Source organism: Heyndrickxia acidicola (assembly GCF_001636425.1).
Classification (GTDB): Bacteria; Bacillota; Bacilli; order Bacillales; family Bacillaceae_C; genus Bacillus_AE; species Bacillus_AE acidicola.
The window spans coordinates 1,383,988-1,408,038 of the sequence record NZ_KV440953.1; the positions used below are offsets into that span (position 1 = coordinate 1,383,988).

The 24,051-nt window shown below is 38.7% G+C and carries 22 protein-coding genes, 1 riboswitch and 3 other annotated features; of the genes, 7 read left to right on the top strand and 15 right to left on the bottom strand.

Features of this window, described 5'->3' with window-relative positions; all coding sequences use genetic code 11:
• Positions 1–202 precede the first annotated feature (202 nt).
• Together A5N88_RS06470 and A5N88_RS24770 are read right to left on the bottom strand one after the other, a co-directional pair.
• Positions 203–1,582: an APC family permease gene (locus A5N88_RS06470; protein ID WP_198160186.1), complete on the bottom strand. Its 1,380-nt coding sequence runs from the start codon at positions 1,580–1,582 to the stop codon at positions 203–205.
• Between the two features lie 356 nt (positions 1,583–1,938).
• Positions 1,939–2,115 (bottom strand): hypothetical protein, encoded by a 177-nt coding sequence (locus A5N88_RS24770; RefSeq protein ID WP_157090616.1) that lies wholly within the window; start codon positions 2,113–2,115, stop codon positions 1,939–1,941.
• A gap of 259 nt (positions 2,116–2,374) precedes the next feature.
• On the opposite strand from A5N88_RS24770, the gene A5N88_RS06475 reads away from it, so the two are divergent.
• Positions 2,375–3,871: a spore germination protein gene (locus A5N88_RS06475; protein ID WP_083953283.1), complete on the top strand. Its 1,497-nt coding sequence runs from the start codon at positions 2,375–2,377 to the stop codon at positions 3,869–3,871.
• Positions 3,872–4,180: 309 nt separating this feature from the next.
• On the opposite strand, the gene A5N88_RS06480 is transcribed toward A5N88_RS06475, so the two are convergent.
• The gene (locus A5N88_RS06480; RefSeq protein WP_066264243.1) at positions 4,181–4,723 is read right to left on the bottom strand and encodes a DUF1697 domain-containing protein; all 543 of its coding nucleotides are present in this window, start codon (positions 4,721–4,723) and stop codon (positions 4,181–4,183) included.
• Positions 4,724–4,958: 235 nt separating this feature from the next.
• On the opposite strand from A5N88_RS06480, the gene A5N88_RS06485 reads away from it, so the two are divergent.
• Genes A5N88_RS06485 through A5N88_RS06495 form a run of 3 tightly spaced genes read left to right on the top strand, consistent with a single transcriptional unit; the run spans position 4,959 to position 7,979 of the window.
• Positions 4,959–5,396 carry a MarR family winged helix-turn-helix transcriptional regulator gene (locus A5N88_RS06485; RefSeq protein ID WP_066264244.1) on the top strand — a complete coding sequence of 146 codons (438 nt, stop codon included), beginning with the start codon at positions 4,959–4,961 and terminating at the stop codon, positions 5,394–5,396.
• Positions 5,397–5,403: 7 nt separating this feature from the next.
• Positions 5,404–6,057 carry a beta-barrel domain-containing protein gene (locus tag A5N88_RS06490; RefSeq protein WP_066264246.1) on the top strand — a complete coding sequence of 218 codons (654 nt, stop codon included), beginning with the start codon at positions 5,404–5,406 and terminating at the stop codon, positions 6,055–6,057.
• 8 nt (positions 6,058–6,065) lie between these two features.
• Positions 6,066–7,979, top strand: coding sequence for a DHA2 family efflux MFS transporter permease subunit (locus A5N88_RS06495; protein ID WP_083953065.1), 1,914 nt, complete (start codon positions 6,066–6,068; stop codon positions 7,977–7,979).
• Positions 7,980–8,072: 93 nt separating this feature from the next.
• Here A5N88_RS06495 and A5N88_RS06500 read toward each other — a convergent pair whose 3' ends face one another.
• The 7 genes from A5N88_RS06500 to A5N88_RS06530 form a co-directional block, all read right to left on the bottom strand.
• The gene (locus A5N88_RS06500; RefSeq protein ID WP_066264247.1) at positions 8,073–8,258 is read right to left on the bottom strand and encodes a hypothetical protein; all 186 of its coding nucleotides are present in this window, start codon (positions 8,256–8,258) and stop codon (positions 8,073–8,075) included.
• Between the two features lie 171 nt (positions 8,259–8,429).
• On the bottom strand, positions 8,430–10,304 hold the full coding sequence (gene htpG / locus A5N88_RS06505; protein ID WP_066264248.1) for a molecular chaperone HtpG: 1,875 nt from the start codon (positions 10,302–10,304) through the stop codon (positions 8,430–8,432).
• 148 nt (positions 10,305–10,452) lie between these two features.
• Positions 10,453–10,689, bottom strand: coding sequence for a hypothetical protein (locus A5N88_RS06510; protein ID WP_066264249.1), 237 nt, complete (start codon positions 10,687–10,689; stop codon positions 10,453–10,455).
• Between the two features lie 353 nt (positions 10,690–11,042).
• Positions 11,043–12,332 (bottom strand): 3-phosphoshikimate 1-carboxyvinyltransferase, encoded by a 1,290-nt coding sequence (gene aroA / locus A5N88_RS06515; protein WP_066264253.1) that lies wholly within the window; start codon positions 12,330–12,332, stop codon positions 11,043–11,045.
• 49 nt (positions 12,333–12,381) lie between these two features.
• The gene (locus A5N88_RS06520; RefSeq protein ID WP_066264254.1) at positions 12,382–13,266 is read right to left on the bottom strand and encodes a prephenate dehydrogenase; all 885 of its coding nucleotides are present in this window, start codon (positions 13,264–13,266) and stop codon (positions 12,382–12,384) included.
• Positions 13,267–13,340: 74 nt separating this feature from the next.
• The gene (aroC, locus tag A5N88_RS06525) at positions 13,341–14,510 is read right to left on the bottom strand and encodes a chorismate synthase (protein ID WP_066264255.1); all 1,170 of its coding nucleotides are present in this window, start codon (positions 14,508–14,510) and stop codon (positions 13,341–13,343) included.
• 43 nt (positions 14,511–14,553) lie between these two features.
• Positions 14,554–15,642, bottom strand: a complete 1,089-nt coding sequence (locus A5N88_RS06530; RefSeq protein WP_066264257.1) for a bifunctional 3-deoxy-7-phosphoheptulonate synthase/chorismate mutase — start codon at positions 15,640–15,642, stop codon at positions 14,554–14,556.
• 301 nt (positions 15,643–15,943) lie between these two features.
• Positions 15,944–16,177, bottom strand: a binding site (T-box leader).
• A 164-nt stretch (positions 16,178–16,341) separates the two neighbouring features.
• Positions 16,342–16,573, bottom strand: a binding site (T-box leader).
• A gap of 144 nt (positions 16,574–16,717) precedes the next feature.
• Positions 16,718–16,954 (bottom strand) — a binding site (T-box leader).
• A 578-nt stretch (positions 16,955–17,532) separates the two neighbouring features.
• Between A5N88_RS06530 and pssA the strand changes: the two genes are divergently transcribed.
• Positions 17,533–18,234 (top strand): CDP-diacylglycerol--serine O-phosphatidyltransferase, encoded by a 702-nt coding sequence (gene pssA / locus A5N88_RS06535; protein WP_066270311.1) that lies wholly within the window; start codon positions 17,533–17,535, stop codon positions 18,232–18,234.
• 154 nt (positions 18,235–18,388) lie between these two features.
• Here pssA and A5N88_RS06540 read toward each other — a convergent pair whose 3' ends face one another.
• The 3 genes from A5N88_RS06540 to A5N88_RS06550 all read right to left on the bottom strand — a co-directional run bounded on the left by A5N88_RS06540 (position 18,389) and on the right by A5N88_RS06550 (position 21,080).
• Positions 18,389–18,745: an IDEAL domain-containing protein gene (locus tag A5N88_RS06540; protein WP_066264259.1), complete on the bottom strand. Its 357-nt coding sequence runs from the start codon at positions 18,743–18,745 to the stop codon at positions 18,389–18,391.
• A gap of 303 nt (positions 18,746–19,048) precedes the next feature.
• Positions 19,049–19,255 carry a Fur-regulated basic protein FbpA gene (locus A5N88_RS06545; RefSeq protein WP_066264260.1) on the bottom strand — a complete coding sequence of 69 codons (207 nt, stop codon included), beginning with the start codon at positions 19,253–19,255 and terminating at the stop codon, positions 19,049–19,051.
• A gap of 125 nt (positions 19,256–19,380) precedes the next feature.
• A riboswitch (SAM riboswitch) is annotated at positions 19,381–19,490 on the bottom strand.
• Positions 19,491–19,799: 309 nt separating this feature from the next.
• Positions 19,800–21,080, bottom strand: a complete 1,281-nt coding sequence (locus tag A5N88_RS06550) for an MFS transporter (protein ID WP_066264261.1) — start codon at positions 21,078–21,080, stop codon at positions 19,800–19,802.
• A gap of 351 nt (positions 21,081–21,431) precedes the next feature.
• On the opposite strand from A5N88_RS06550, the gene A5N88_RS06555 reads away from it, so the two are divergent.
• Complete coding sequence (locus tag A5N88_RS06555; protein ID WP_066264263.1) at positions 21,432–21,620, top strand: hypothetical protein; 189 nt, start codon at positions 21,432–21,434, stop codon at positions 21,618–21,620.
• 699 nt (positions 21,621–22,319) lie between these two features.
• Positions 22,320–23,102, top strand: a complete 783-nt coding sequence (locus tag A5N88_RS06560) for an SDR family oxidoreductase (RefSeq protein WP_066264264.1) — start codon at positions 22,320–22,322, stop codon at positions 23,100–23,102.
• Positions 23,103–23,263: 161 nt separating this feature from the next.
• Here the strand turns inward: A5N88_RS06560 and A5N88_RS06565 are convergent, their stop codons facing one another.
• Together A5N88_RS06565 and A5N88_RS06570 are read right to left on the bottom strand one after the other, a co-directional pair.
• Complete coding sequence (locus A5N88_RS06565) at positions 23,264–23,473, bottom strand: hypothetical protein (protein WP_066264265.1); 210 nt, start codon at positions 23,471–23,473, stop codon at positions 23,264–23,266.
• A 130-nt stretch (positions 23,474–23,603) separates the two neighbouring features.
• Positions 23,604–23,981, bottom strand: a complete 378-nt coding sequence (locus tag A5N88_RS06570; protein WP_066264266.1) for an SET domain-containing protein — start codon at positions 23,979–23,981, stop codon at positions 23,604–23,606.
• Positions 23,982–24,051 lie beyond the last annotated feature (70 nt).

Genomic DNA, 24,051 nt, shown 5'->3' on the forward strand with positions numbered 1-24,051 from the left:
AGCAACAATCTATGCGAAGACAGCCTTTATCAAACACTAACATAACTAGATCATGCACGAGCTATGGTGACCTATCGCTGACAAGAACTCAAAGTCCGTGAGCGGTCAGGCTCGCTTGAGTTAGAAAGAGGGTATATTCATTATTTTCTTTTTATAATTTCTGGAAGATTCGAGAGATAACGTATTGAGCTCCCGTGCCTTTTTACAGTGCAGATGTACTATCCGCCTCTTCAAATTCTAAATCAACAATTTTAAGTTTAAAGAACTTAGTTTGGAAAAGCATATAAAGAAATCCAATACCCGCCCAAACAAGGCCGCCTATAAGTGCATCAGCATGTAAATTAGACCATAGGATTCCCGTTGACCCTGCCCCAATTATAGGCATGATTATATATGCGAATACATCTTTTGCCGTTTTATATCTTTTTTGGCGGAACACAAAATAGGCTACGACGGATAAATTTACGAAGGTAAAAGCAACTAATGCCCCAAAGTTAATAACAGAAGAAACTAATTCCAGACTGGGAGCTATAGCAAGCAGTGAAATGGCACCGACCAGTATGACATTAAATGCCGGTGTCCGGAACTTGGGATGAACATACCCGAACAGCTTCTTTGGAAGTACACCATTTCGGCCCATTACGTATAAAAGGCGGGATACACTTGAATGAGATGCAAGTCCGGAAGCAACTGTTGCGGCAAATGCACCTGAAAGAAATATCAGTTTAAAGATAGCTCCGCCCACATACAGGCCAATTTCAGGGAGCGTGTCATCGGTATTCTTAAAATGAGACACATTCGGAAAAAGCGCCTGTGCAAAATAGCCGGCAACGAAAAAAATGGCCCCGCCGATCAGAACCGTCAGCATGATGGCTTTAGGCATTGTCTTTTGATCAATTGCTTCCTCTGCGTACATGGTTACAGCATCAAATCCAATGAAAGAGAAACAAACCACTGTTGCACCGGTTAAAACAGGTCCGAGATGTACATTGGAATGAAAAATGGGCTGCGTTGTTAATATGGTACCTTGTCCCATCCCATGAGAGAACTGTACAAAAGCAAGGACAATGAAGACAGCAATTAATACAAGTTCAAAAGCTACCAGAAATGTATTTAAATTTGATGTTTTCCCCATACTCCATACATTAAAACCAGTCACAACAGCGACATAAATCAACACCCAAATCCATGATGGGACAGAAGGAAATACAGATACCATGTAAATGCGAATAATCAATGCATTCACCATAGGAAGAAGGATATAGTCAAGTAACGCTGCCCAGCCCACAAGGAATCCAATATGCGGATTCATTGTCTCTTTTGTATACGTATACGCCGATCCAGCGTTTGGAAATACTTGCACCATTTTCCCATAACTAATCGCAGTAAACAACATGACTGCCAAAGCGGTTATGTACGCAAGCGGTACAACACCATTTGTTCCTTTGGAAACGATTCCAAATGTATCAAACACAATCGTAGGAGTCATATAACCTAATCCAAGACCGACAATTGCCCATAATCCAAGTGAACGCTTAAGGGTAATATTCTCCAATTTGATCCACTCTCCTTTAGTGTGCATATCCTTTTCCGTATGCAATTTCATTTATTCAGTATGTAAAATAGTAAAAGATTGTCTCATAGATTCCTCCTTTTAGCTTTTTATTTACCTAACAATTTTAAATTATTGCAATTTTCATACCAATTTTATCTTTTTAAGTCGATAAGGATACATTTTTTCAGAAAACTACTTATAACTATCGAAAGATACTCTAAAATTCATCATCGCCCTTTATGTCTCTCCCTATTTGCCATGTACATGCATACATTTCCTCCCTAAAAGGAAGCCGTGTCAAAAAATATACCTATTATTGCTTATTTGCATTCTGACCTCCCTTTTTCAGGTTTTTATTATTAGTAATAAAACAAGCCTCTAGTTTATGAAGTTTTGCATAGCCTAGTCTGTTTTGCATAAAAAGATGATTCAGTGCCAGCTGTTATCAATATAAAAATGTACAAATTAAAAAAGAATCCAGCACCTAAAACATTTATCCTAGGACGAGATTCTTCCCTTTCAGCAGCATTTTGTTCTTCTAAAGAAAGTACTCCTGGCATATACATCCGCTCTCCCACTTCATCCACCCTTAGATGTCGCCATTATTCGCCACATCCACGACATCTGCTTCTAATCCATCTATATTTTTTCTAATTTCAGGAGTTTTTTAAAGGCCGTCGCAAGAAGTGCAAATAATATATTTAATAGCTCCGATACCCATGTAAACTTTTGCTATTTTGTATAATTCAGCCCAATTAGGTAATAATGGTCAGGTATTACTTACAAAATAGATAGGTTGTGTGTAATGTGGACTCTTTTATGGAAGAAGTTAAGACGGTTAAAATATCGTCCCATTTAAAAGAAAATGTAGACTATATCAATCAATTAATTGGTGTAGGAGAAAGCTGGGACATACTGGCCAAACCCTTTAATTTTAGCAATGTAAATATGATGTCATATACTACAAACGGATATTTTCTAACCATGAATATGGTATTAATTCTGGAAAGTTTAGAAACAAGTATACACTCGTTTGTCGACAACTATCCAGAAAACGATTTTCCCCTTGAAAAACTGGTTGATTACTTAAACAAGAATGTTGCCTTTGTCCAGGTGCAATCTGTTCCTAAAATGTATGATGCAGTAAGATTTATTCTTTCGGGGCCGCTCATCATTTTTATTGAGGGATATGATCAAGCGGTCTTGATTGATACAAGGATCTATCCAATGCGCAGTATATCCCCTCCCATGACGGAGCGGCTTATCCGGGGGCCCCATGACGGTTTTACTGAAACGATGTTAATGAATACCTCTATGATCCGCAGGAGATTAAGAGATCCCCGGCTTCGGGTGGAACTCATGCAAATCGGTTCCCGTTCCCAAACAGATGTTAGTTTAATGTATCTCAATGATGTTGCAAATAAAGAAATTGTTGATAATATCCGTGATTTGCTAAAATCCATTCCCGCAGATGCCGTTTGTATGGGCGAACAATCGGTGACAGAATGGATTGGAAAAGTGAAATGGAATCCTTACCCCATCGTTCGATATACAGAGCGGCCGGATGTAGCATCAACCGCTCTAATTGAAGGCCAGGTCGTCATTGTTGTTGATAATAGCCCGGAAGTCATCATTGCTCCCATTACCTTATTCCAACATCTGCAGCATCCGCAGGAATATCATTCCTATCCTCTTTTTGGAACCTATATGCGCTGGATTATCTTATTATCTGTTTTTGGCAGCACCCTTTTGCCAGGTGTCTTCCTTTTAGTTAATCAGTATCCGCATTGGGTCCCATCATGGATGACATTTTTCCAGGCAGATCGCACAGATCCCTTGCCGTTATGGGGTGAATTATTGTTGGGAGAAATATTTATTGATATCCTAAGACTCGCTGTTATAAACACACCGCCTGTTTTAGGCTCAGCTGTCAGTATTCTTGCTTCTATTGTATTTGGACAGTTTGCAAGTCAAATTCATTTATTGCAGCCTGAGGTACTTGTGTATATCGCATTTGTGATGATTATGGAATTTGCCACATCTTCCTATGAAGTGGCGGAGGCAAACCAGCTGGTAAGGGTAGGACTTCTCATTTTTACAGCTGCCGGCCGGAAATGGGGATTTATCCTGTTTATTATCCTAATTTTCATCCTATTGGTAAGAACGAAATCCTTTGGTGTACCGTTTTTATGGCCGCTCATACCATTCCAATGGAAAAATGGTTTACAAGAAGTCATTCTTCGAAGGCCAATGGTCGATATTTCTGGAAGGCCAACGGTATTATTGCCTAAGAAAAAGGCAAGAAAAGGTACTTGATTCTAATTGAGAACTGGGAATATAACCTTTAGTGTACCTATGTAACGGTTTAGTTTAGTGTTAATTCCTACTATTTTTGACCGTAACAATTAATAAACCCAGCTAACCTTTTTTAAGGCAGCTGGGTTTATTTTATTAATTGGATGTAAAAAAACCGTCATCCTTGTTTTTTGAGTATTCCTACTATTTTCTTTACTATTTTTCTCACCATATACGCTTTATTAAAATGCGGTTCACTTCAGCTGAAATTTCCGATAAATGAAATCACTTGATTTTCACTCATTCCCGAAACTCCCACCCACTACGTAATTATTGGATTACGTTAGCCATCCCCGCTAATTTGCTGGCGGTATTCCAATTCCTTAGGGTGCTGGGGACATCCAGTTTATGAAGCTGGTTTGCCAGCTTTGAATCACGTATGCTTTTACGAAAGAATAAATAAACCTCCCTGCCCTTGATTTGGCAGGCTTCTGCATCATTATTATACGCCAGCACCTTGTCAGCTGCTTCTTTTGAAGGAACCTTGCTTAGAAAACTGACATGAATAGATTCCCCCTCCTGCAGCTCATCCGGTCGATAAGGACAGCCATTTATTATCTGAACCATCTCCTCAGATGTTCTCAGCATGACACTTACGGAAAATCCGAAAGCAGCGGCAATCTCACTTTCTAGAAGCTGACATAAAGAGGATTCATTTTCATAGGACTCAAACAAAACATTTCCACTTTGAATATAGGTTTTTACCTTTTGTAAGCCAAGCGATTCGAAAACGTTTCTCAACTCTTCCATTTTAATCTTATTTTTTCCGCCTACATTTATCCCTCTTAATAGAGCTATATATACATTTTTCATTCATTAATCCCTCACTGTTCTGTTCTATTTATCCTTTCTTCCAAAAGGCTGGAATTCCTTCTTCAATCAAAACAAAATCTCACAGAAATAATCATATATTCATAATAGATGATTTTCATATAAAAGTAGTTGACAGTAAAAAAAAAAAATGAGAAAATACTTCTCGTTATAATATTTCGTATAAGAAATATTATTGTCATAATTATTTACAAGCTTAATTAAAGGAGAGTGGATAATGAATGCATTGAACAATGAAGTTTTTGATTCATTTTATGCAATCAATAAAGCAATCTTCAGGCTTGTTAAATCAGATGCAGACCGAATCGGCGTCACCGTAGTTCAACTAAAGGTATTGCACCATATTTCAACTTGTCCCAATATCGGGCTGGGCGAATTAGCAGAACATTTACGTTTGACTAATAGCACAGTGAGCGGCGTGATTGACAGGCTGGTACATAATGGCCTGATTGATCGTGTGACATCTCCTCAGGATAGGAGAGCAATATCCTTACAGTTGACAGAAAGGGGCAAAAAGAAGCTAGACGAACTGATTCAATCATCTGTTTTTGTTGAAAAAATCAACAAAATTATGCAGCTGCCAAAAGAAGATACTCAACGATTATTGCAAATGCATAAAACCATCTTAGAAGTACTTATGATTAAGGAGGACTAAAAAATTTATGAGTGCAAGGCGAATGATTCTTATTAACGTAATACTGCTTGTTATCTTGGTAGGAGGAGGATTTACAGGATATTATTTTTATAATAAATCTGTAAACTACCTGTCTACTGATAATGCCATGGTATCAGGCCAGCAAGTAGCGATTGCTTCTCCTGGAACTGGAACATTAACCGATTGGAATGCAAAAGTTGGAGACAAATTTAACAAAGGCGAAAAACTCGGCACTGTACAAGTTATGGGCCCGGATGGAAAGCCTGCTAATATGAACATCAACGCTCCAGCTGACGGAACCATCGTCCAAAATAATGGCGTAGAAAATTCAATTGCCGCTGCAGGTTCACCACTTGCAATTACTTATGATCTTGATAAACTTTGGGTTACAGCCAATATTAAAGAAACCGATATTAATGATGTAAAGGCCGGCCAGGATGTAGATGTTTACGTGGATGCTTTCCCAAATGCGAACATTACAGGTAAAGTAGATTCGATTGGGGAAGCAACAGCTGGATCCTTTTCACTCATTCCGACCAATAACAACACTTCTGGAAACTACACGAAAGAAACGCAGGTTATTCCGGTGAAAATTACCTTGGATAGCTATGGAGTGAACCTCGTACCCGGCATGAACGTAACTGTGCGAATTCATAAGTAGGTGATATGATGCCGACACTATACATCGCAGGTTATATTCTCTTAGTCATCATTTTATTTGTTGTTATTAACCTGGCACTTCGCCGGGGCAGAAATGAAAATCATAAAACCAATGTTTCAAGTAATACATCTGATGCAAATCAGAGGCTAAATAAGGCTGACACCCCTCAAAGGATGGACACCAGCATACAGACACAAAGCGAGAACCTTCCTTCAATCAGAGACAAAGAAAAAGAAACGAAAGCAGAGCCGCTTTATGCTGAAAAAACAAAGGAATTTCAGGCTGATAAAGCAATAAAAGATGCTCTTCAGGAAGCCCCAAACAGTGCCTCTGCAACAGAATATGTTGTAGAACCAGCCCCGGGGAAGGATGTGCCGCAAAAAGAACCGGATTTAAACCCTCAGCATCTCCATCGCGGAAGGCTGATTGGCGTCCTGCTTTTCGGTGCTTTTATTGCCATCCTGAATCAAACACTTTTAAACGTAGCCATTCCTCATATCATGAATGATTTGGGTGTCTCCGCTACAACGGTCCAGTGGCTTTCCACCGGATACATGCTCGTAAATGGAATTATGATTCCGCTCGTTGCCTTTCTGATCGCAAGATTTGGAACGAGGAATTTGTTTATCGCATCCATGCTCTTATTTGCTTTAGGAACGGTTATTTGTTCCATTTCAACCACCTTCTCCATGCTGATGATCGGACGGGTTGTCCAGGCAGCTGGAGCCGGTATCGTTATGCCATTGATGATGACAGTGTTTATGACGGTCTTCCCTCCTGAAAAACGCGGAGCAGCGATGGGAATCATGGGGATTGCCATGATTTTCGCCCCTGCAGTAGGCCCGACACTTTCAGGCTGGCTTGTACAGTATTATTCTTGGCGCCTGTTGTTCGACGTGGTCATTCCATTTGCTGTTCTTGACTTGATTCTTGCTGTGATGTGGATGAAGGACGTTACGAAAATTACAAAGCCGAAATTTGATTACCCTGGTGTGATCCTATCCACGATTGGCTTCGGATTCCTATTGTACGGATTCAGTGAAGCCGGAAGTGACGGCTGGACCAGCGGAACGGTCCTTACTTCCCTGATCATCGGAGTACTGGGAATTATCTTGTTTGCCTGGAGAGAGCTGACAGCAGAATCTCCAATGCTTGATTTAAGGGTATTCAAATATGATATTTTCTCCTTGACTACCGTCATTAACATGATTAACAATGCGGCGATGTTTGGAGCGATGCTTCTATTGCCGATCTATCTTCAAAATATCAGGGGCTATACCGCACTTCAATCAGGACTGTTAATAATGCCTGGTGCGATTATTATGGGGATCATGTCGCCGATTTCAGGGAAGTTGTTCGATAAAATGGGTTCTCGCCCGCTGGCGATTTTTGGTCTGGCCATTACAGCCATCACGACCTACCAATTTACACATTTAACCATGACAACATCCTATAGCCATATCATGATGTTGTACATTTTCCGAAGCTTCGGGATGTCCTTTTTGATGACAACCGTTATGACAGAAGGGATGAATCAGCTGCCGCTTCGACTTGCGAGCCATGGTACTGCTGCATCCAATACAGCCCGGACTGTTGCCGGAAGTATCGGTACCGCATTCCTGGTTACGGTTATGACAACCCGGTCTGATTTCCATACAAATAACTTTGGAAACATCATTAACAGTTCAAACGGCTATCTTACCAGCCAGCTTGGAGCACTGGGACAAGGCATTGCACAAACTGCAGGACTGCCTGCTCCATCCGGAAATGCTCTTGCACTTTATACGCTATACGGAAATGTTGTAAAGCAGTCAACCATTGAAGGAATTAACGATGCCTTCTTCTATGCTACAGGCATTACCCTTATCGCACTTATTTTAGCCTTCTTTGTAAAGAGGTCTAAATTTGCCAGGGGGAAATAGAAAATGAAAAAGCCAAAAAATCTTATGGATTTTTTGGCTTTTGTTTTCTTTCTTCTAAATGAAATTAAGCTTTTTTTTACATTTCAAATCGCATTATTCGACATTATTGTCATTGCTGTTTTGTTCTGCAGTATTTCTGCGCTGTCCACCCCAAAAGGCTCCCCATGGATTTCTTCTTTCAGGTATAGGTGAATGATTGTTTTCCTGAATAATTTCAACCTGCTTTGCATGGATGACAAGCTTATCTACATGTATCACTTTATTTCCATTGTTAGACATTTCTTTCCCTCCCTCTTTTTATTTACGTATTATGATATTCAAACATGCATTTTATCGTATAGGCTCCCTCCCATTGGTTTGAATTACATCAACAAATATCCCTGCACATACGTTTCTGCTTTAATTATGCAAAAGAGCTGCCATCAGGCAGCTCTTAGATAAAGTCTCTTATCAGACCATTACCTTGCATATATTATTTGTAAGCTCAACAGGATCATGGATCGGCAAGCCTTCGATTAAAAGCGCCTGACTGTAAAGAAGATTTGTAAACAGTTTGGCTTTATCCTTATCTTTTTCAAAAGCTGATTTCAAAGATTCAAAGACTTCATGGTTAACGTTCATTTCCAGCACTTTATCCGCCTTAATATTTTGGCTGTTTGGCATGGCATTCAGTACTTTCTCCATTTCTATGGAGAGATCGCCTTCTGTTGTAAAGCAAACAGGATGGGATTTTAGCCGCTTTGATGCTTTCACTTTTGTAACCTTATCACCCAATACCTCTTTCATAAACGAGAAGAGCTCTTCATTTTCCTTACTTTCGGATTCAGTTGTTTCCTTATCCTCTTCTATTCCCAAATCATTGCTCGAAACCGATTTAAATTCCTTGTCTTTATAAGTCATGAGCATTTTAATGGCAAATTCATCAATATCATCTGTAAAGTATAAAATCTCATACCCTTTTTCTGCAAGCATTTCTGTTTGCGGAAGTTTATCTATGCGCTCATTGGTTTCTCCAGTTGCATAATAGATATATTTTTGGTCTTCTGGCATTCTTGAAACATATTCATCAAGAGTGACAAGCTTTTTCTCACGGGAGGAAAAGAACATGATTAAATTTTGGAGTACCTCTTTATCCTGTCCAAAGTCATTGTATACGCCAAATTTCAGCTGTCTGCCAAAGGACTGATAGAACGTTTCATACTTTTCTCTGTCCTCTTTTAATAATCCTTCTAGTTCTCTCTTAATTTTATTTTTAATATTTTTAGCGATGAATTTTAATTGCTTATCCTGCTGAAGAATTTCCCTTGAGATATTAAGGGATAAATCCTCGGAATCTACCATACCCTTTACAAAACTAAAGTAGTCTGGAAGAAGGTCGCTGCATTTCTCCATGATTAATACACCGCTTGAATAAAGCTCAAGTCCTTTTTCAAATTCCTTCGTATAGTAGTCAAACGGTGTTTTCTCTGGAATATACAAAATGGCATTGTATCTCACTGTTCCATCAACACTAATGTGAATATGCTTTAACGGCTTATCAAAACCATACCGTTTTTCTGCGTAAAAGTTTTCATAGTCCTCAACTATCAATTCATTTTTGTTCTTTCTCCAGATAGGGACCATGCTGTTGATCACTTGTTCTTCTTTTATTTGTTCAAATTCATTTTCGCTGCCTTCCTTCAGCTTGCTTTCCGTCACTTCCATTTTAATAGGGTAGCGAATAAAATCCGAGTACTTTTTAATAATGGCTTTTAATTTATACTCATCAAGATATTCATCGTACTGTTCATCTTCCGTATTTCCCTTGATTTTCAGTATAATTTCCGTTCCAACTGTTTCTTTATCACACGTTTCAATACGATAGCCGTCTGCTCCTTTGGATTCCCATTTAAAAGCCGTTTCACTGCCAAGCGCTTTGGTTAGAACCGTTACAGTATCAGCGACCATAAAAGCAGAATAAAATCCTACACCGAATTGGCCAATAATGTCATGGCCGTCTTTGGCTTCATTTTCTGTTTTAAAAGCCAGCGAACCGCTCTTAGCAATGGTTCCAAGGTTGTTTTCAAGCTCTTCCTGGGTCATACCAATTCCAGTATCCACAATGGAGAGCTTCCTTGTTTCTTTATCTGCTGCTACTTTAATGAAATAACTGTCTTTGTTGAAGCTTAAGCTCTCATCTGTTAGTGCTTTGTAGTAAATTTTATCAATTGCATCACTGGCATTGGAAATCAGTTCTCTTAGAAAAATTTCCTTTTGCGAATAAATAGAGTTAATCATCATTTCCAACAGTCTTTTTGATTCTGCTTTAAATTCTTTTGTTTCCATCTTATTCACCCTTCCTTATTAAAAACTAAGCTATGTAATCTTTTGATTATGCCTTGAATTCTAGTTTAGCACTCTATTTACAAGAGTGCTAACCCAATATTTTAATAACATATTTTTCTATTAAATGTCAATATTTCAGAACAATTTCTTAGGCATTGGTTTTCCCACTATTTGCTACTATCATGTGAATTGTTCGGATTATTCCTGCTGGTTGATTTACGCAGCAGGACACTCGCTTTCCGCGGGGCGGCTGCGAAGCCTCCTCGTCGCTGGCTCCTGCGGGGTCTTCACAAACACGCTGTTCCCGCAGGAGTCTCGTGCCTTCCACTTCAATCAACTTTGGGATTATATTAAAAAGGGATTTTAATATAAACTTAGGTTCCACTCTGTTCATTCCTGCTGGTTGATTTACGCTGCAGGCACTCGCTGAGGGTTCTGTGCTTCCTCTTCGGTACTATGGCTATGAGTGAAAAAACTAAAAAAGAAGCTGATGAAACCTATATACCAGGTCTTCAGCTTCTTTAACATGTACTCCCTCCTATGCCTGCGGGGTTTTTTAATCCGCTTTAGTAAGCATGGGAATCCCTCACCTTACACTAGACATTGGATACAAGTTGGTTTTCATGGTTATTGATTTCCGCTCGATGTGTCCGCTTTTTAGTGGTAGCAGCTTCCTGTACCCGCTCCAATCAACATTGAAATTTAACAAAGGCATTAAATCTCCAAATAGAGCCTATATTATTCATTCTCCTGCAGCATTTGGAGACTTTCAAAAAATTCAGGGAACGATACTTTAACAGCTTCCTTGTTTTCTATCACGGTTTCCCCTTCTGCAATGCAGCTGGCAATGGCCAGCATCATGCCAATTCTGTGATCTCCATGGCTGTTTACCCTGGCACCCTTCAAAGGCGTTTTTCCATGAATGATCATTCCATCGCTGGTTGTCTCAATGTTTGCACCCATTTTAGTCAATTCGCCCGCCACAGTATCAATACGGTTTGTTTCTTTGACCTTTAATTCTGCCGCGTCTTTTATAATGGTTGTTCCTTCAGCTTGCGTTGCAGCTAAGGCAATGATCGGCAGTTCATCAATTAGCCGGGGAATCAGGCTGCCTCCTATTACCACACCTTTAAGTGGTGCTGCATGAACCTCTATATCAGCTTCAGGCTCAAAATTTTGCATTCTTTGATTTTGTAAGGAGAGCCTTGCTCCCATTTGCTCGAGCACATCGATAATTCCTGTCCTGGTAGGATTCATTCCGACACTCTGAATAGTTATGCAGCTATCCGGAACAAGCATTGAAGCCACCATGAAAAACGCAGCTGATGAAATATCGCCTGGTACTTTAATAGAAGCCGCTTTTAATCGCTGCTTCCCAAGCAGTGAAACTTTTTTTCCTTCTATCTCTATATCCACTCCAAATGTTTGTAGCATTCTTTCCGTATGGTCGCGTGATCGTTCCGGTTCTGTTACAGACGTCCTCCCATCTGCTTGCAACCCTGCCAGTAATATGGCCGACTTTACTTGGGCACTGGCTATGGGAGAAAGAAAATCGATAGAATGAAGGGCTCCTCCTCTAATTGAAATAGGTGTAAAGGATCCATTTTCCCGGCCATCTACTGTGGCACCCATTTGCATTAAAGGTTTCATCACTCTATTCATTGGCCTTTTGGCAATGGAGGCATCTCCCTGAATGCAAAAGTGGCCGGGCAGTCCTGCCAGAATTCCTGACATCAGCCGTATGGTTGTACCGGAATTTCCAACATCCAGGACCGCTGCTGGCTCTTTAAACCCCTTCAATCCTTTTCCATGTATCACGACCCGGCTTCCTTCTTGTTTGATATCTACTCCCATTTGTTGAAAACAAGAAATGGTACTTAAACAGTCCTCTCCCGGCAAGAAACCGTCAACTGTTGTGACTCCTTCTGCCATGGCACCCATCATTATTGCCCGGTGAGAAATGGACTTATCCCCCGGAACCCTAATCGTTCCTTTTAGTCTTTTTGACTGAATTATTTGTTGTTCCATGCTTTTCCTCCTCCATTAACAGGATTTACCTCTTTAAATAAGTGCTTTGTTAGAACGATACCGCTTTTTTTATGGGTTCAGGCAGCGAATCCCTATACTCCTTTGCCTGTTCAAAGAATTGGACAATGGCCTCATCATCATTTTCCATCAGCACGCTTTGAATATAATTCATTTCATTTTGCCATTCCTGTAAAAGACTAAGAAGATTGTTCCTGTTTTGTTTTACTATTTCCTTCCACATATACGGATTGCTGGAAGCAATTCTGGTCGTATCCCTGAACCCTCCTGCCGCCAGCAGGCTGACAAGCGGAGCCTTTTTTGCATGTCCTTTCGCCTGGTTTGCGAGGCCTGCAGCAATAATGTGAGGAAAATGACTAATAATACCGGTAACATAATCATGTTCCTCGGGATCCAGTGTTAGAAAATGAGCGTTTGTACCGCTTAGCCAACACATTAATTCATCTATTTTTCCAGATGGAACATTTGACTGGGGAGTGAAGATATAGCGGGCATTTTCAAAAAGGTCAGACTTTGCATTTTGGATGCCCATTTGATGCGAACCCGCCATAGGATGCCCGCCAATAAACCTATCCTTTTTGGGCCACAGATGGTCTGCCAGCCTCATCGTTTTTCCCTTTGTACTTCCTGTATCAGTAATGGTTACCTCTTTTTTTAATGTGATACGGGATAATTGTTCCATTAATTTTTCAGTTTCTTCTACTGGAGCTGCCATTATGATAAGATCTGCCCGCTCTGCAGCTTTTTCAAAGGACTCTGCCTTTTCGGAAACTATCTTCATTGCAACTGCTTTTTCCCTCTCTGTCTCTTGAATATCGTAGCCCATTATCTCAGCCTTAGGATGATTCCTTTTAATAGAGAGGGCAATTGATCCTCCAATTAACCCAAGCCCTGCTACCAATACTCTGCCAATCATGTTAAACCTCCTGATGGTACATTCTCACCTTCTGCTTATCTACGTAATGCATTTTCACGAAATCTCCCTGACCATTAAAACAGCATTGTATATTCTTTAAGATCTTCAATTGATTGTTTAAGAGCATCCATACGGTCACTCGGAAATTGTTCCATGATGACTGCCGCCAGCTCCCATGCTATAACAGCTTCAGCTACCACACTGGCTGCTGGTACAGCACAACTATCTGAACGCTCTATACTGGCGGAAAATGACTCTTTCGATTCAATGTCTACACTCTGCAAAGGTTTATATAAAGTCGGAATTGGCTTCATAACGCCTCTTACAACGATTGGCATCCCCGTTGTCATTCCGCCTTCGAAGCCGCCCAGACGGTTTGTATCCCGATAATATCCTCTTTCTTTTTCCCAAAGAATTTCATCATGTACCGTGCTTCCTGGCATTCTAGCCATTTCAAAGCCCAAACCAAATTCTACGCCTTTAAAGGCGTTAATGCTCATGATGGCAGCGGCAAGTTTTGCATCCAGTTTCCTATCATAGTGTACGTAGCTCCCTACACCTGCAGGCATTCCTTCCACAATCACCTCTACAATCCCGCCGATGGAGTCTCCATTTTTCTTGGCAAGATCAATTGCTTCCATCATTTCCATTTCCGCTTGTTCTTCAAAGCAGCGTACGGAAGACAATTCCGTTTTTTCCTGGAGTTCTTTTATGTTTTTCCATTGTGATGGAGTTGCTTTTACTCCGCCAATTTCTATTACATGTGAAGCTACTTCAACGCCTAAAGAAGAAAGCAGTTTTTTGGCAATTGCTCCAGCGGCAACTCTTACAGTGGTTTCGCGCGCGGATGACCGTTCCAGAACATTCCTCATATCTCTATGTCCATATTTAATGCCGCCCACTAAATCAGCGTGGCCTGGTCTTGGCCGTGTGACCTGACGCTTGACTTCTTCTTCGCCTTCCTCCAGCGCCTCAATCCCCATAATTTTTGTCCAGTGCTTCCAGTCTTTATTCTCAACCTCCAGAGCCAGAGGAGATCCAAGGGTCCGTGCATGGCGGACTCCTCCGGTTATTCTTGCCTGATCCTTTTCAATTTGCATTCTTCTTCCCCGCCCGTGCCCCTTTTGACGGCGTGAAAGCTCGAAATTAATATCCTCTTCTGTTAATGAAAGGCCAGAGGGAAGGCCCTCAATTATGGCTGTAAGTTTAGGGCCGTGCGATTCTCCTGCTGTTAGATATCTCATTTTTCTCTCCTCCAGTTCATCTCTTTATCTTTCTTCTGCCTAATTACACGAGTGTTTTTGATAATCGTTCTTTTAATGTTTTCAGTTCATCCATAAATTCGTGGAACTGTGGAATATTCATTTGCTGTGCGGAATCGGATAATGCCACTGCCGGATCCGGATGAACCTCTGCCATGACAGCATCTGCTCCAATGGCCATTGCTGCTTTGGCTGTTGGAAGAAGTAAATCTCTTCTTCCTGTTGAATGAGTTACATCCACTACAACCGGTAAATGGGTTTCTTTTTTCAAAATAGGCACTGCAGAAATATCCAGTGTATTTCTGGTCGCTCTTTCATATGTTCGTATTCCGCGTTCACAAAGGATGATTTGTCCATTTCCCTGTGCCAGAATGTATTCTGCTGCATTAATGAATTCTTCTATAGTTGCTGCAATGCCTCTTTTCAATAAAACAGGCTTATTCGTTCTTCCCACGGTTTTAAGTAATTCAAAGTTTTGCATATTTCTGGCACCGACCTGAATAACGTCAACGTAGTCAAGAGCCGTCTCTACATCCTCTGGTGTCACTATTTCACTAATGATGGACATGCCTGTTTCGTTAGCTACCCTTCTTAAAATGCGAAGACCTTCCACTCCAAGCCCCTGGAAGTCATATGGAGATGTTCGCGGTTTAAATGCTCCGCCCCTCATCATGGTAAGTCCCTGCTGCTTCATAGCAAGCGCCACTTCTTTCACTTGTTCATAGCTTTCGACTGCACATGGCCCCATGATAAAACGCTGCTCTCCATCTCCAATGGCCTCTCCATTAATATTTACAATGGTGTTTTCCGGCTTTGCCTTTCTGGACACCAACAACGTTTTACGATGATCGTCCTCCTGCAGCTCAAGGCTCGCTTTAAAAATTTCTTTAAAAATATGCTGAATGGTTGCTGCTTCAAATGGCCCGTTGTGATGCTTTAATATAGCCTCAAGAGATTCACGTTCCCTAACCGGATCAAATCGGTTTACCCCTTGTTTTTCCTTTTGTTTTCCAATTTCCTGAACCACTTCCGCACGCTTATTTAATAATTTTAGAATCTCTAAATTAATCTCATCAATTTGGTTTCTTAATTGTGTCAATTCTGTAGTCATCATTCATTCCTCCTGAAATGTTGTTTTTTATTAAGGCACATGGCAAGCCTTGCTGCTTATTGAATAAATTTCTATTAATAAAGGTTCATTTCATTTACCTTTTGAGCAATTTTACGCCACTCTAAGCGAAACAACCTTATTACACTTTTTAATTTTCTTGCTTCAGAACTTGATTAAGCATCACCCCCTTTAATGAAAAGACACTATTTCTCTTTCCTATTTTTTTCACTGTTCACTTGGTCATAATCAGCTTTATAAGCTTCATCTTAGCCGGTAAAAAAATAACCCTGCCGTTCAATAGAACGACAGGGACGATTTTCACCGCGGTACCACCCTTGTTATGAACAGACTCCTGTTCATCACTTTATATTGTTAACGGCTTATTCACCGTCTTTCCCTTCATAAGGAATCACACCTCATTACGAAAAAGAGAGCTCCAGAATTGTAATTCATGCTTATCTTTGTACTGATTTGCACCAACCATCAGTTCTCTTTAACAGGGAGATAAGTCACTACTGATTTCTTTCATTGCTTATACGTTATTTAGTTGAATATTAAAATGGATCTGTTAATCTTGCCTGCTAATTTTCGCTTTAGGCACCTGCTTTTCTAAGCTGTCCCACTCCTCTACCACTCTATTCGGGTGTAAAATAACATTGATCTTAAACTAGCCAATAAAATAAAATCCCTGCTGAATTTTTCAGCAGGGACGATTGTGATCGCGGTACCACCCTTGTTGCGGACAAAGTATATTCCGCCTCTCAACTTTGTTAACGGTTATTCACCGTCTTTCCCTTCATGAGGAATCACGCCTCACTACGAAAAAGAAAGCTCCAGAATTGTAATTCATGCTTATCTTTGTGCTGATTTACACCAACCATCAGCTCTCTTTAACAGGGAGATAAGTACTACTAATTTCTTTCATTGCTTATACGTTATTTAGTTAGATATTTCTTTTGAAATGGTTCTGTTAATCCTGCCTGTTGATTTACGCAGGAATCTTGCGGCTAATCAATTGGTATAATATCAATTTTAATATTTAACTAGCCAATAAAATAAAAATCCCTGCTGAATATTCAGCAGGGACGATTATGATCGCGGTACCACCCTTGTTGCGGACAAAAGATCATCCGCCTCTCGACTTTGTGTTAACGGTTCTTCACCGTCTTTTCCTTCATAAGGATTCATTCCTTATTACGAAAAAGAAGCTCCAGGATTGTAATTCATGCTTATCTTTGTACTGATTTGCACCAATCATCAGCTCTCTATTAAACAGGGAGATAAGTCACTACTGTTTTCCTTTCATTGCCTTTATCTGCAATATAATTTTCCGATGTGATTGTTTGAATTATAGATGCAATCTTCATACGATGTCAATACCTTTTTGAATTTTTTTCGTTCAAATAGAGGATTTGCATATTTTCCCTAATTATTTTCTTATCAACATTGTTCTTTTACAGAGCCATTTTTTCAATAAAACTTTATGCCTAACAGATTCTGCAAAAATAATATACGTTATATTTCAGGGCTATTGTTTGACTGTTTCCGTATATGTACAAGGGATAAATCAGTATAGTAATGTGATCTCTTGGTGGGGCTGGTCTTATTACATAACCTGTTTATGTTAATCATTTTATGCCAATATACTACAAAGGTTACGAATTGAGTCTTTTGCAAAGAAAGCTTGAAAGGAGTATGATTATATTCTATTCCATTTTTAGGATTACGTAGCTTATCTCATAAACTCCGGGAATAATAAAAAAATGTAGACAATGATCACCTTAAAAATTTAAAATTATAAAATGGAGTAAAAAAAAAGCCTAAATTAGGATGAACTGGATATGTTTATTAATAAGCAATTTTAATTTGCTTATGATTTAATCGGGAGTGATTATCATTTATAAAAGAAGTATTCCTAATACATTTACATTACTAAATTTATTTTTTGGTTTCTTATCCATCATGAATTCTGCAGAGCACGATTTTAAGAATGCTGCCATTTTGATTCTTATTGGAATGATGCTCGATAGCATGGATGGAAGGATTGCCAGAATGCTAAATGCAGAAAGTGAACTGGGTAAAGAGCTGGACTCACTTGCAGATATTGTGACCTTTGGAGTAGCCCCCGCAATGATGTCCTATTATTCATATTTTAAGGATTTTGGCATTATCGGCATGGCTATAGCAGGACTGTTCCCATTATTTGGAGCGTACCGACTTGCCCGCTTTAATATTAATGCCATGAAATCAACCCTTCACTATTTTACAGGTGTACCCATTACTGCAGCAGGAGGATTATTGACCCTTTTTACCCTGTTCCACGGCAGTCTGCCTTCAGTCATTCTTCCAATTGCATTCATAGTTCTTTGCCTTCTAATGGTCAGCAAAATTAAAATTCCAAGTTTGAAAGAAGTTCCTCTCCCAAAATATGGAACAATCATTACCATCTTTTTGGGATACGCGATTTACATTGTGTTCAAACACGAACACCATAAATTTCCATATTTTATTTATGTTGCGATTCCTCTTTATATTGCCTTTATTGGATATCAATTTGTTAAAGAAAAGGATAGGCGCAAACAAAAAGAGCAGTGATGACTGCTCTTTTTATCTTTTCCCGCACAGTTAGTGTAAAAAAATTTTTTTACGCGGTCATGTTAAGGGACACTGTTGTTTTTTAGCTCATTCTTTTTTACTGTAAAATGATCTGAAAAATGAGCAGTTACCAGCATTTACTTTAACACAGCCTTTAATTTAAGAGATAAAACAGGTCATCTTTAATTTGCTGTGAGCTTTTAAATGATTTATAAATCAATGCCAGCTCCATAAACCATTCCTCATCCTTGGTCAATAAGGCCAAATCGATCAGCATGCCAATATATTCTTCTGTAATTTCTGAGCTTTCCGGTATTTTTTCAATCCAATGTTCAAGGACTTCTATCGTTTTTCCTCTTCTAAACTTGTTATCACATTCTATTACTTTTACCTTAGCAAATCCCTGAATGGCATTTACTTCTTCTAAATAGCCTTGTATTATTTCACCATCATGCGTTCTTCCTTTGACCCAATCTCCAATTCTAAGGCTCATATTATCAGTCTTTTTCATTTGTATTCACCTTCCTGATTATGGATCATTTAAACCCGCATTCTTGGTTTTTAAGTGAGCGGGCTTCCATTTTATTAATGTAAATATACCCACTTTTTTAATTTACATGCAGATTCTTTCAAAATGAGTACTCTTTTTCTATTTTTCTTTAAATGCCTGATTGATTAAAAACGTTTCAATAATATTCTGTTGGAAATAGGCTTTTATTGTTAGAGATTTTACTAATTTGAGTTTCTTAACATAGGAGGAAGTGACAGAGGATTATCTAAAATAATGTAAAAGGGCGTTACTTCTAGTTATAAATTAATTTTTAAGACCAGAAAAGCGGATCGAACCCATGTCACTATGAGGATGTGTATGTGCTAAGGCTTGTTTGTATTCTATTTCCAACTCAGTTAATGATAATTCAAACAAATGTCTGCCCTCTTTTTTATACAAATTAAACGTGATAAGCTTGTTAATTAATTCATTCCTCCTGACTTCTACTGCTTTCCTAAGAATATTTCCCATTTTACACTCACTCCTTATTCTCATCTCTTAAAAAGATCACCATAGAATACAATAATTCATAAAAATCCTAAGCAAAAACCCTCTCCTTGGTATAAGAAGAGGGTTAATAAACTAAATACTTCCTCAACTTATCTGCCAAGCTCATACGCTTGATGGAATTAGCACAGTTTTCTTTTTTAAAGAATCTGCTGCTGAGGCTTCACAGGGCCATTCCCTCCACCTCTCTGGATAAGTTCATTCAATTTTATACGGATGACATTTCCTTATGATCCATCTTAAACCGATTAATCCTAGTTGTCAACTCGTATTTATTTTTTTATAATCGTATATGTTTTTTTAGCTCATTCGTGTGAAACAGCCGTTTCACACAGATGAGCTAAAAAACTAGCAGATTTCAATTTAAATATTCAACTAATTGTGTTGTAGTCATAAAAGTTTTTCTGATCACATTTTGACCTCTATTTCCTTTTAAAAAAGCCTTATCTGCTGCAAATAAGAGCAGATAAGGCTTTTTAAGTTTATATATTACAAGGCTGCTTTCAAATTATACAGCTGAGCTGCCTGCATTGCCTTGTTTCTTGCTCTTTTCCTTTATCAGTATTCCACCAGCTACACTGAACAACGAAAATAATAAAGGAATAATAAATCCGTAATGGTAGCCTACTGTTTGGGGAGCATGCTGAAAAAAATCAAGTACTTTTCCAAATAAGCTTGGAAGTAAAACAGCACTTAAAAATCCGCCAGTATTTGCAAAACCGGAAACAACCCCAACCTCTTTGATAGGAAATGACTGTCGGACAACCGCAAATGTAAGTGTACTGGCCCCATTGCCAAAACCAATGATTAAGAAAAGGATGACAAGCATAAAAAACGGAGGTTTTCCATTAAATAAAACAAACCCTGCCCAACTGAAAAAAACGATACTCTGTACCAGCAAATAAGGGCGTTTAATAGAACCTGTCCGGCTTGAAATCCAGGTTATTAACGGAGCTCCCACTATCGCACCTATTAATCCAATCATAATTAACTGGCTTGCTCCAGTTCTTGACATTCTGAATATCGACATCCCATAAGGCACTGCCCAAGAGCCAATAAACCCTACATAAGTACCAACTAAGCCAAAATGGCAGAAAAATGTCGCCCATGCCTGTCGGCTTGAAAATAACCGGATTAAAATGGAGAGGGTTTTTTCTAGCTTCTCTTCCTTTTTTAAAGAACGAGAATCCACAGGTTCTTCTTTTTTAAACAATTGATTTGGCTTTCTTATAAGAATAAAATAAAGCGTACAGCCTATAAGGCATAGCAGAATTCCCACTGTCAAAAAGGGAATTCTCCACCCAGATTGTGCAATCCATAATGAAAAAGGGACAGTGGCTGTAAGGAATCCCACGCTTCCCGTTACACCTGCCCAGCCTAAAAGACTGACAAATTCCTGAGCTTTGAACCATTGACTTAAAATTAACACAAGATTAATCCATATGGCTGCGTCCCCTATTCCCACCAAAAGTCTTGCGGCAAGAAGGACTGTTTCATCGGGTGCCAGACTATAGAGAACGGTCCCAATTCCATTTACAAGCGTTCCACCTATTAAGAAACCGTTCGGGCCGAAACGATCGGATAATATTCCAATTGGTATTTGCAAACCCGCATATGCCAAAAATTGAATACTTGCAAGCAGCCCTATGACAGCTGCGGTCAGGTGAAACTCATGCATTAATTGATTTGATATAAGCCCCGGTGCAGTCCTTTGGCTTACAATAAAAAGATAAGCAAACAATACAAAGGCAAAGACTGCCCAACGGTACTTGCTATTTTGTTTTTCCAATTGCCTCTTCTCCTGTTCTCTTATTCCTTAATTATTATAGTATACTTTTCCCTTCCATAAATTACTTTTTATCGTGGAAGCGGATACAAATTTAATTTATATTTAGAGATAGATCTTTAATTTCTCTTGGTTAAAGGTATTTATCAATAAAAACGTAGATTATTGAACAAATTAAATATACATTTCATTTAAAAGCTCTTTTTCATTATTCTGGACAGTAGTATTATAACCTTAAAATTTATTTAGCATTTTTTATGTCAGCATAGTTTTATATGTGGAGCGAAATTTGTTATGTAACTCCCTCTCCTATGGAGTCTATATTCATCATGATGACGGAATTTGGAGGCCTTTATGTATTTACAACTTTATGAACTTGCCGTTACACCTCGTTTTATTGTCGTTGTAATTCTTTCCATCCTGTACTTAGTTATTCTAAAAAAAGAAAAAGGTTTTTTTACAATTCTCTTCAAGATCTGTGCAATTATCTATATTTTGCTGTATTTAGTCGCTCTTTATATGTATTTGTTTCAAATGGGATAAGCTCTTCTTTTCTTGCACCACGAATGAAAAGTATAGAAAAGGTTAAATAAAATTAAAAAATCCACCTTAAAGGGTGGAAAAATAGTTCGAATGACATATACAAAAAATGTTGAAAAAAAGAATGTCCGTTTGTTCCCCTCATATACTTATATCAAGGAGGTGAGCATCATGACTAAACTTTATTTCATTTTTTGTACATTTGTTTTCTTTCTCGTTGCCATTCTCTCGCTCATTGCCGTGATTGTTCATAAATAGGATAGCGGTCACTTGGTATGGCCGTACCAAGTGGCTTTTTTCTATCACATTCTAATCTTATACACTCCCGTGATTAAAAATGATAAAAAATCTCATTTTTAGATTTTAAGTTTTTATGATTTTTATTTTTTTTACAAATACCGGAAACCTCCATATACATGACTGTTTTTGTTATGTTCCCCTCTTTTTCACCCAAATATTTTCTTATTTCTCGTTAATGCTCCGAAATTTAACGTAACGCAGAATTGCCAGTAAAAAAACTCTGTTTAGTATAGCTTATGAAAACTTAAAGTGTCATCATCTATTCTCCTCTACCGATTTCCTATTCCTGCTTTCATTCATTTTAGAATGGAAGCAGTTTTTATAGATTCGGGTTACAAGCTAGCGATAAATGGGTAAACTATTTGGGACTTTTTGAATTATGCAGAGAGAGGAGCAATAAAGATGAGATTAAAGGACAAAGTGGCAATTGTGAGCGGCGGGGGTTCCGGAATTGGAAAAGCAGCAGCAATAAAATTAGCAAAGCAAGGAGCTAAGGTATGCATTTTTGATATCAAACAAAGCCGGGCAGAAAAAGCAGCAGAAGAAATTAAAGCAATCGGAGGAGATGCATTTGCAAAGGAAGTAGATATTGCTAATCCAGAAATGGTCGAAAGCGGTGTAAAAGAAGCCGCGGAACGCTGGGGACGGCTCGATATTGTTTTCGCAAATGCAGGAATTAATGGTACTGTATCCCCTATTGAAGATCTCTCTCCAAATGATTGGGATGAGACCCTTACGACCAATTTAAAAGGAACTTTTCTGTTAACCAAGTATTCCATTCCCTTTTTAAAGAAAAATGGCGGGAGCATCATCATTACAAGCTCTGTGAATGGAAACCGAATCTTCTCTAACATTGGTATGTCTGCGTATAGCAGTTCAAAAGCTGGACAAGTAGCCTTTATGAAGATGGCAGCCCTAGAGCTCTCTACATATAAAATTCGTGTGAACGCCATATGTCCTGGAGCTATTGACACAAACATCGATCAAAATACATGGCCATCTGAAAATTTGGAAAAGGTTAAAATTCCTGTAGAATTTCCTAAGGGAGACCAGCCGTTGGAAGGAAAACCTGGTACTTCGGAGCAAGTTGCAGATCTAGTCCTTTTTCTATCATCTGATGATTCCAGCCATATTAGTGGAACGGCAATTTTCATCGACGGTGCTGAATCTCTTATAAGAGGATAAAATGAGAGCGGATCTTAAAATAAAGCGATGAAGCTAGACAGAGACTACATTGGTTAAATACTTTATTTAATGGAGCATTTTATACTCTTTTTTTGAAGCAAAACTCGCCAATTGGCGAGTTTTTTAATGTCTATATGCACTTTATTTATTTTGCTTTGCTTTTAGCGTGAAGCTTTTGGCGGCTGGCATACATCACATTTACGCTGGTTATTATTTTTAAATTTCGTAAACGTTTTTTCAAAAATGCTGCCACAAGCACACCTAAATTGTAACTTTTGAGAAAAACCGTGATATTCTGTAGTTAACAGCTTACTTTCCGAATTGTTATCAACAAATTCTTTAATTTTATCAATTGTCCATCGTTTATTCATTCTCTTACACCTCAAAACTTTTTTACTAGGCGAGGCTTGTCCGGTATCCTTTTTTTATGAGGGAAACCGAAATCACCCCTAATTCACACACTAAAGCACGGCCATGCTTAAACGGATCGTGCTATCCTTTTTAGTCCTGATTAAACCACAGTTTTTCTTTATCATCAACATCGCCATTATAATTAATTAAAATCTCGTCACCTGCTTTTATGTCAGTGTAAGCATAGAAGTCAAAGGTGTGATTTTCAAAATTAATTTCATATGTGGCATTCGGCTCATAAGAATGGTTAAACAGCATCCCATAACCAAGGAGAATAGCCGTATGATTTATCCCATACTCAAAAGCGTAATCGGCAAGAATGGTTTTCTCAATGTGTTGGTGCTGTTCATTTGGATAAGAAATTACAGGTGCCTCGTGTAAAAGCTCTCCTTTTTTAATATCACATGTAGCAAATACTCCGCGATTAAATTCTCCATCACTTAGTGGAGATTTTTTTACCTCTATCATAATGTTCGCCTACTCACTTTTAAAATTTTCTTTCTAACTTTACCATTAATTTAAACAAGCTTCACCTTTT

Excerpts from the sequence above, each read along its gene's own strand:
- A5N88_RS06545 (WP_066264260.1), bottom strand. The coding sequence starts at position 19,255 with ATGGGAAATATTCTTAGGAAAGCAGTAGAAGTCAGGAGGAATGAATTA.
- A5N88_RS06480 (WP_066264243.1), bottom strand. The coding sequence starts at position 4,723 with ATGAAAAATGTATATATAGCTCTATTAAGAGGGATAAATGTAGGCGGA.
- A5N88_RS06560 (WP_066264264.1), top strand. The coding sequence starts at position 22,320 with ATGAGATTAAAGGACAAAGTGGCAATTGTGAGCGGCGGGGGTTCCGGA.
- A5N88_RS06570 (WP_066264266.1), bottom strand. The coding sequence starts at position 23,981 with ATGATAGAGGTAAAAAAATCTCCACTAAGTGATGGAGAATTTAATCGC.
- A5N88_RS06495 (WP_083953065.1), top strand. The coding sequence starts at position 6,066 with ATGCCGACACTATACATCGCAGGTTATATTCTCTTAGTCATCATTTTA.
- aroC (WP_066264255.1), bottom strand. The coding sequence starts at position 14,510 with ATGAGATATCTAACAGCAGGAGAATCGCACGGCCCTAAACTTACAGCC.
- A5N88_RS06470 (WP_198160186.1), bottom strand. The coding sequence starts at position 1,582 with ATGCACACTAAAGGAGAGTGGATCAAATTGGAGAATATTACCCTTAAG.
- htpG (WP_066264248.1), bottom strand. The coding sequence starts at position 10,304 with ATGGAAACAAAAGAATTTAAAGCAGAATCAAAAAGACTGTTGGAAATG.
- A5N88_RS06530 (WP_066264257.1), bottom strand. The coding sequence starts at position 15,642 with ATGATGACTACAGAATTGACACAATTAAGAAACCAAATTGATGAGATT.
- aroA (WP_066264253.1), bottom strand. The coding sequence starts at position 12,332 with ATGGAACAACAAATAATTCAGTCAAAAAGACTAAAAGGAACGATTAGG.
- A5N88_RS06540 (WP_066264259.1), bottom strand. The coding sequence starts at position 18,745 with ATGAAAAAGACTGATAATATGAGCCTTAGAATTGGAGATTGGGTCAAA.
- A5N88_RS06490 (WP_066264246.1), top strand. The coding sequence starts at position 5,404 with ATGAGTGCAAGGCGAATGATTCTTATTAACGTAATACTGCTTGTTATC.
- A5N88_RS06520 (WP_066264254.1), bottom strand. The coding sequence starts at position 13,266 with ATGATTGGCAGAGTATTGGTAGCAGGGCTTGGGTTAATTGGAGGATCA.
- A5N88_RS06500 (WP_066264247.1), bottom strand. The coding sequence starts at position 8,258 with ATGTCTAACAATGGAAATAAAGTGATACATGTAGATAAGCTTGTCATC.
- A5N88_RS06485 (WP_066264244.1), top strand. The coding sequence starts at position 4,959 with ATGAATGCATTGAACAATGAAGTTTTTGATTCATTTTATGCAATCAAT.
- A5N88_RS06565 (WP_066264265.1), bottom strand. The coding sequence starts at position 23,473 with ATGAATAAACGATGGACAATTGATAAAATTAAAGAATTTGTTGATAAC.
- A5N88_RS06475 (WP_083953283.1), top strand. The coding sequence starts at position 2,375 with ATGGAAGAAGTTAAGACGGTTAAAATATCGTCCCATTTAAAAGAAAAT.
- A5N88_RS06555 (WP_066264263.1), top strand. The coding sequence starts at position 21,432 with ATGTATTTACAACTTTATGAACTTGCCGTTACACCTCGTTTTATTGTC.
- A5N88_RS24770 (WP_157090616.1), bottom strand. The coding sequence starts at position 2,115 with ATGCCAGGAGTACTTTCTTTAGAAGAACAAAATGCTGCTGAAAGGGAA.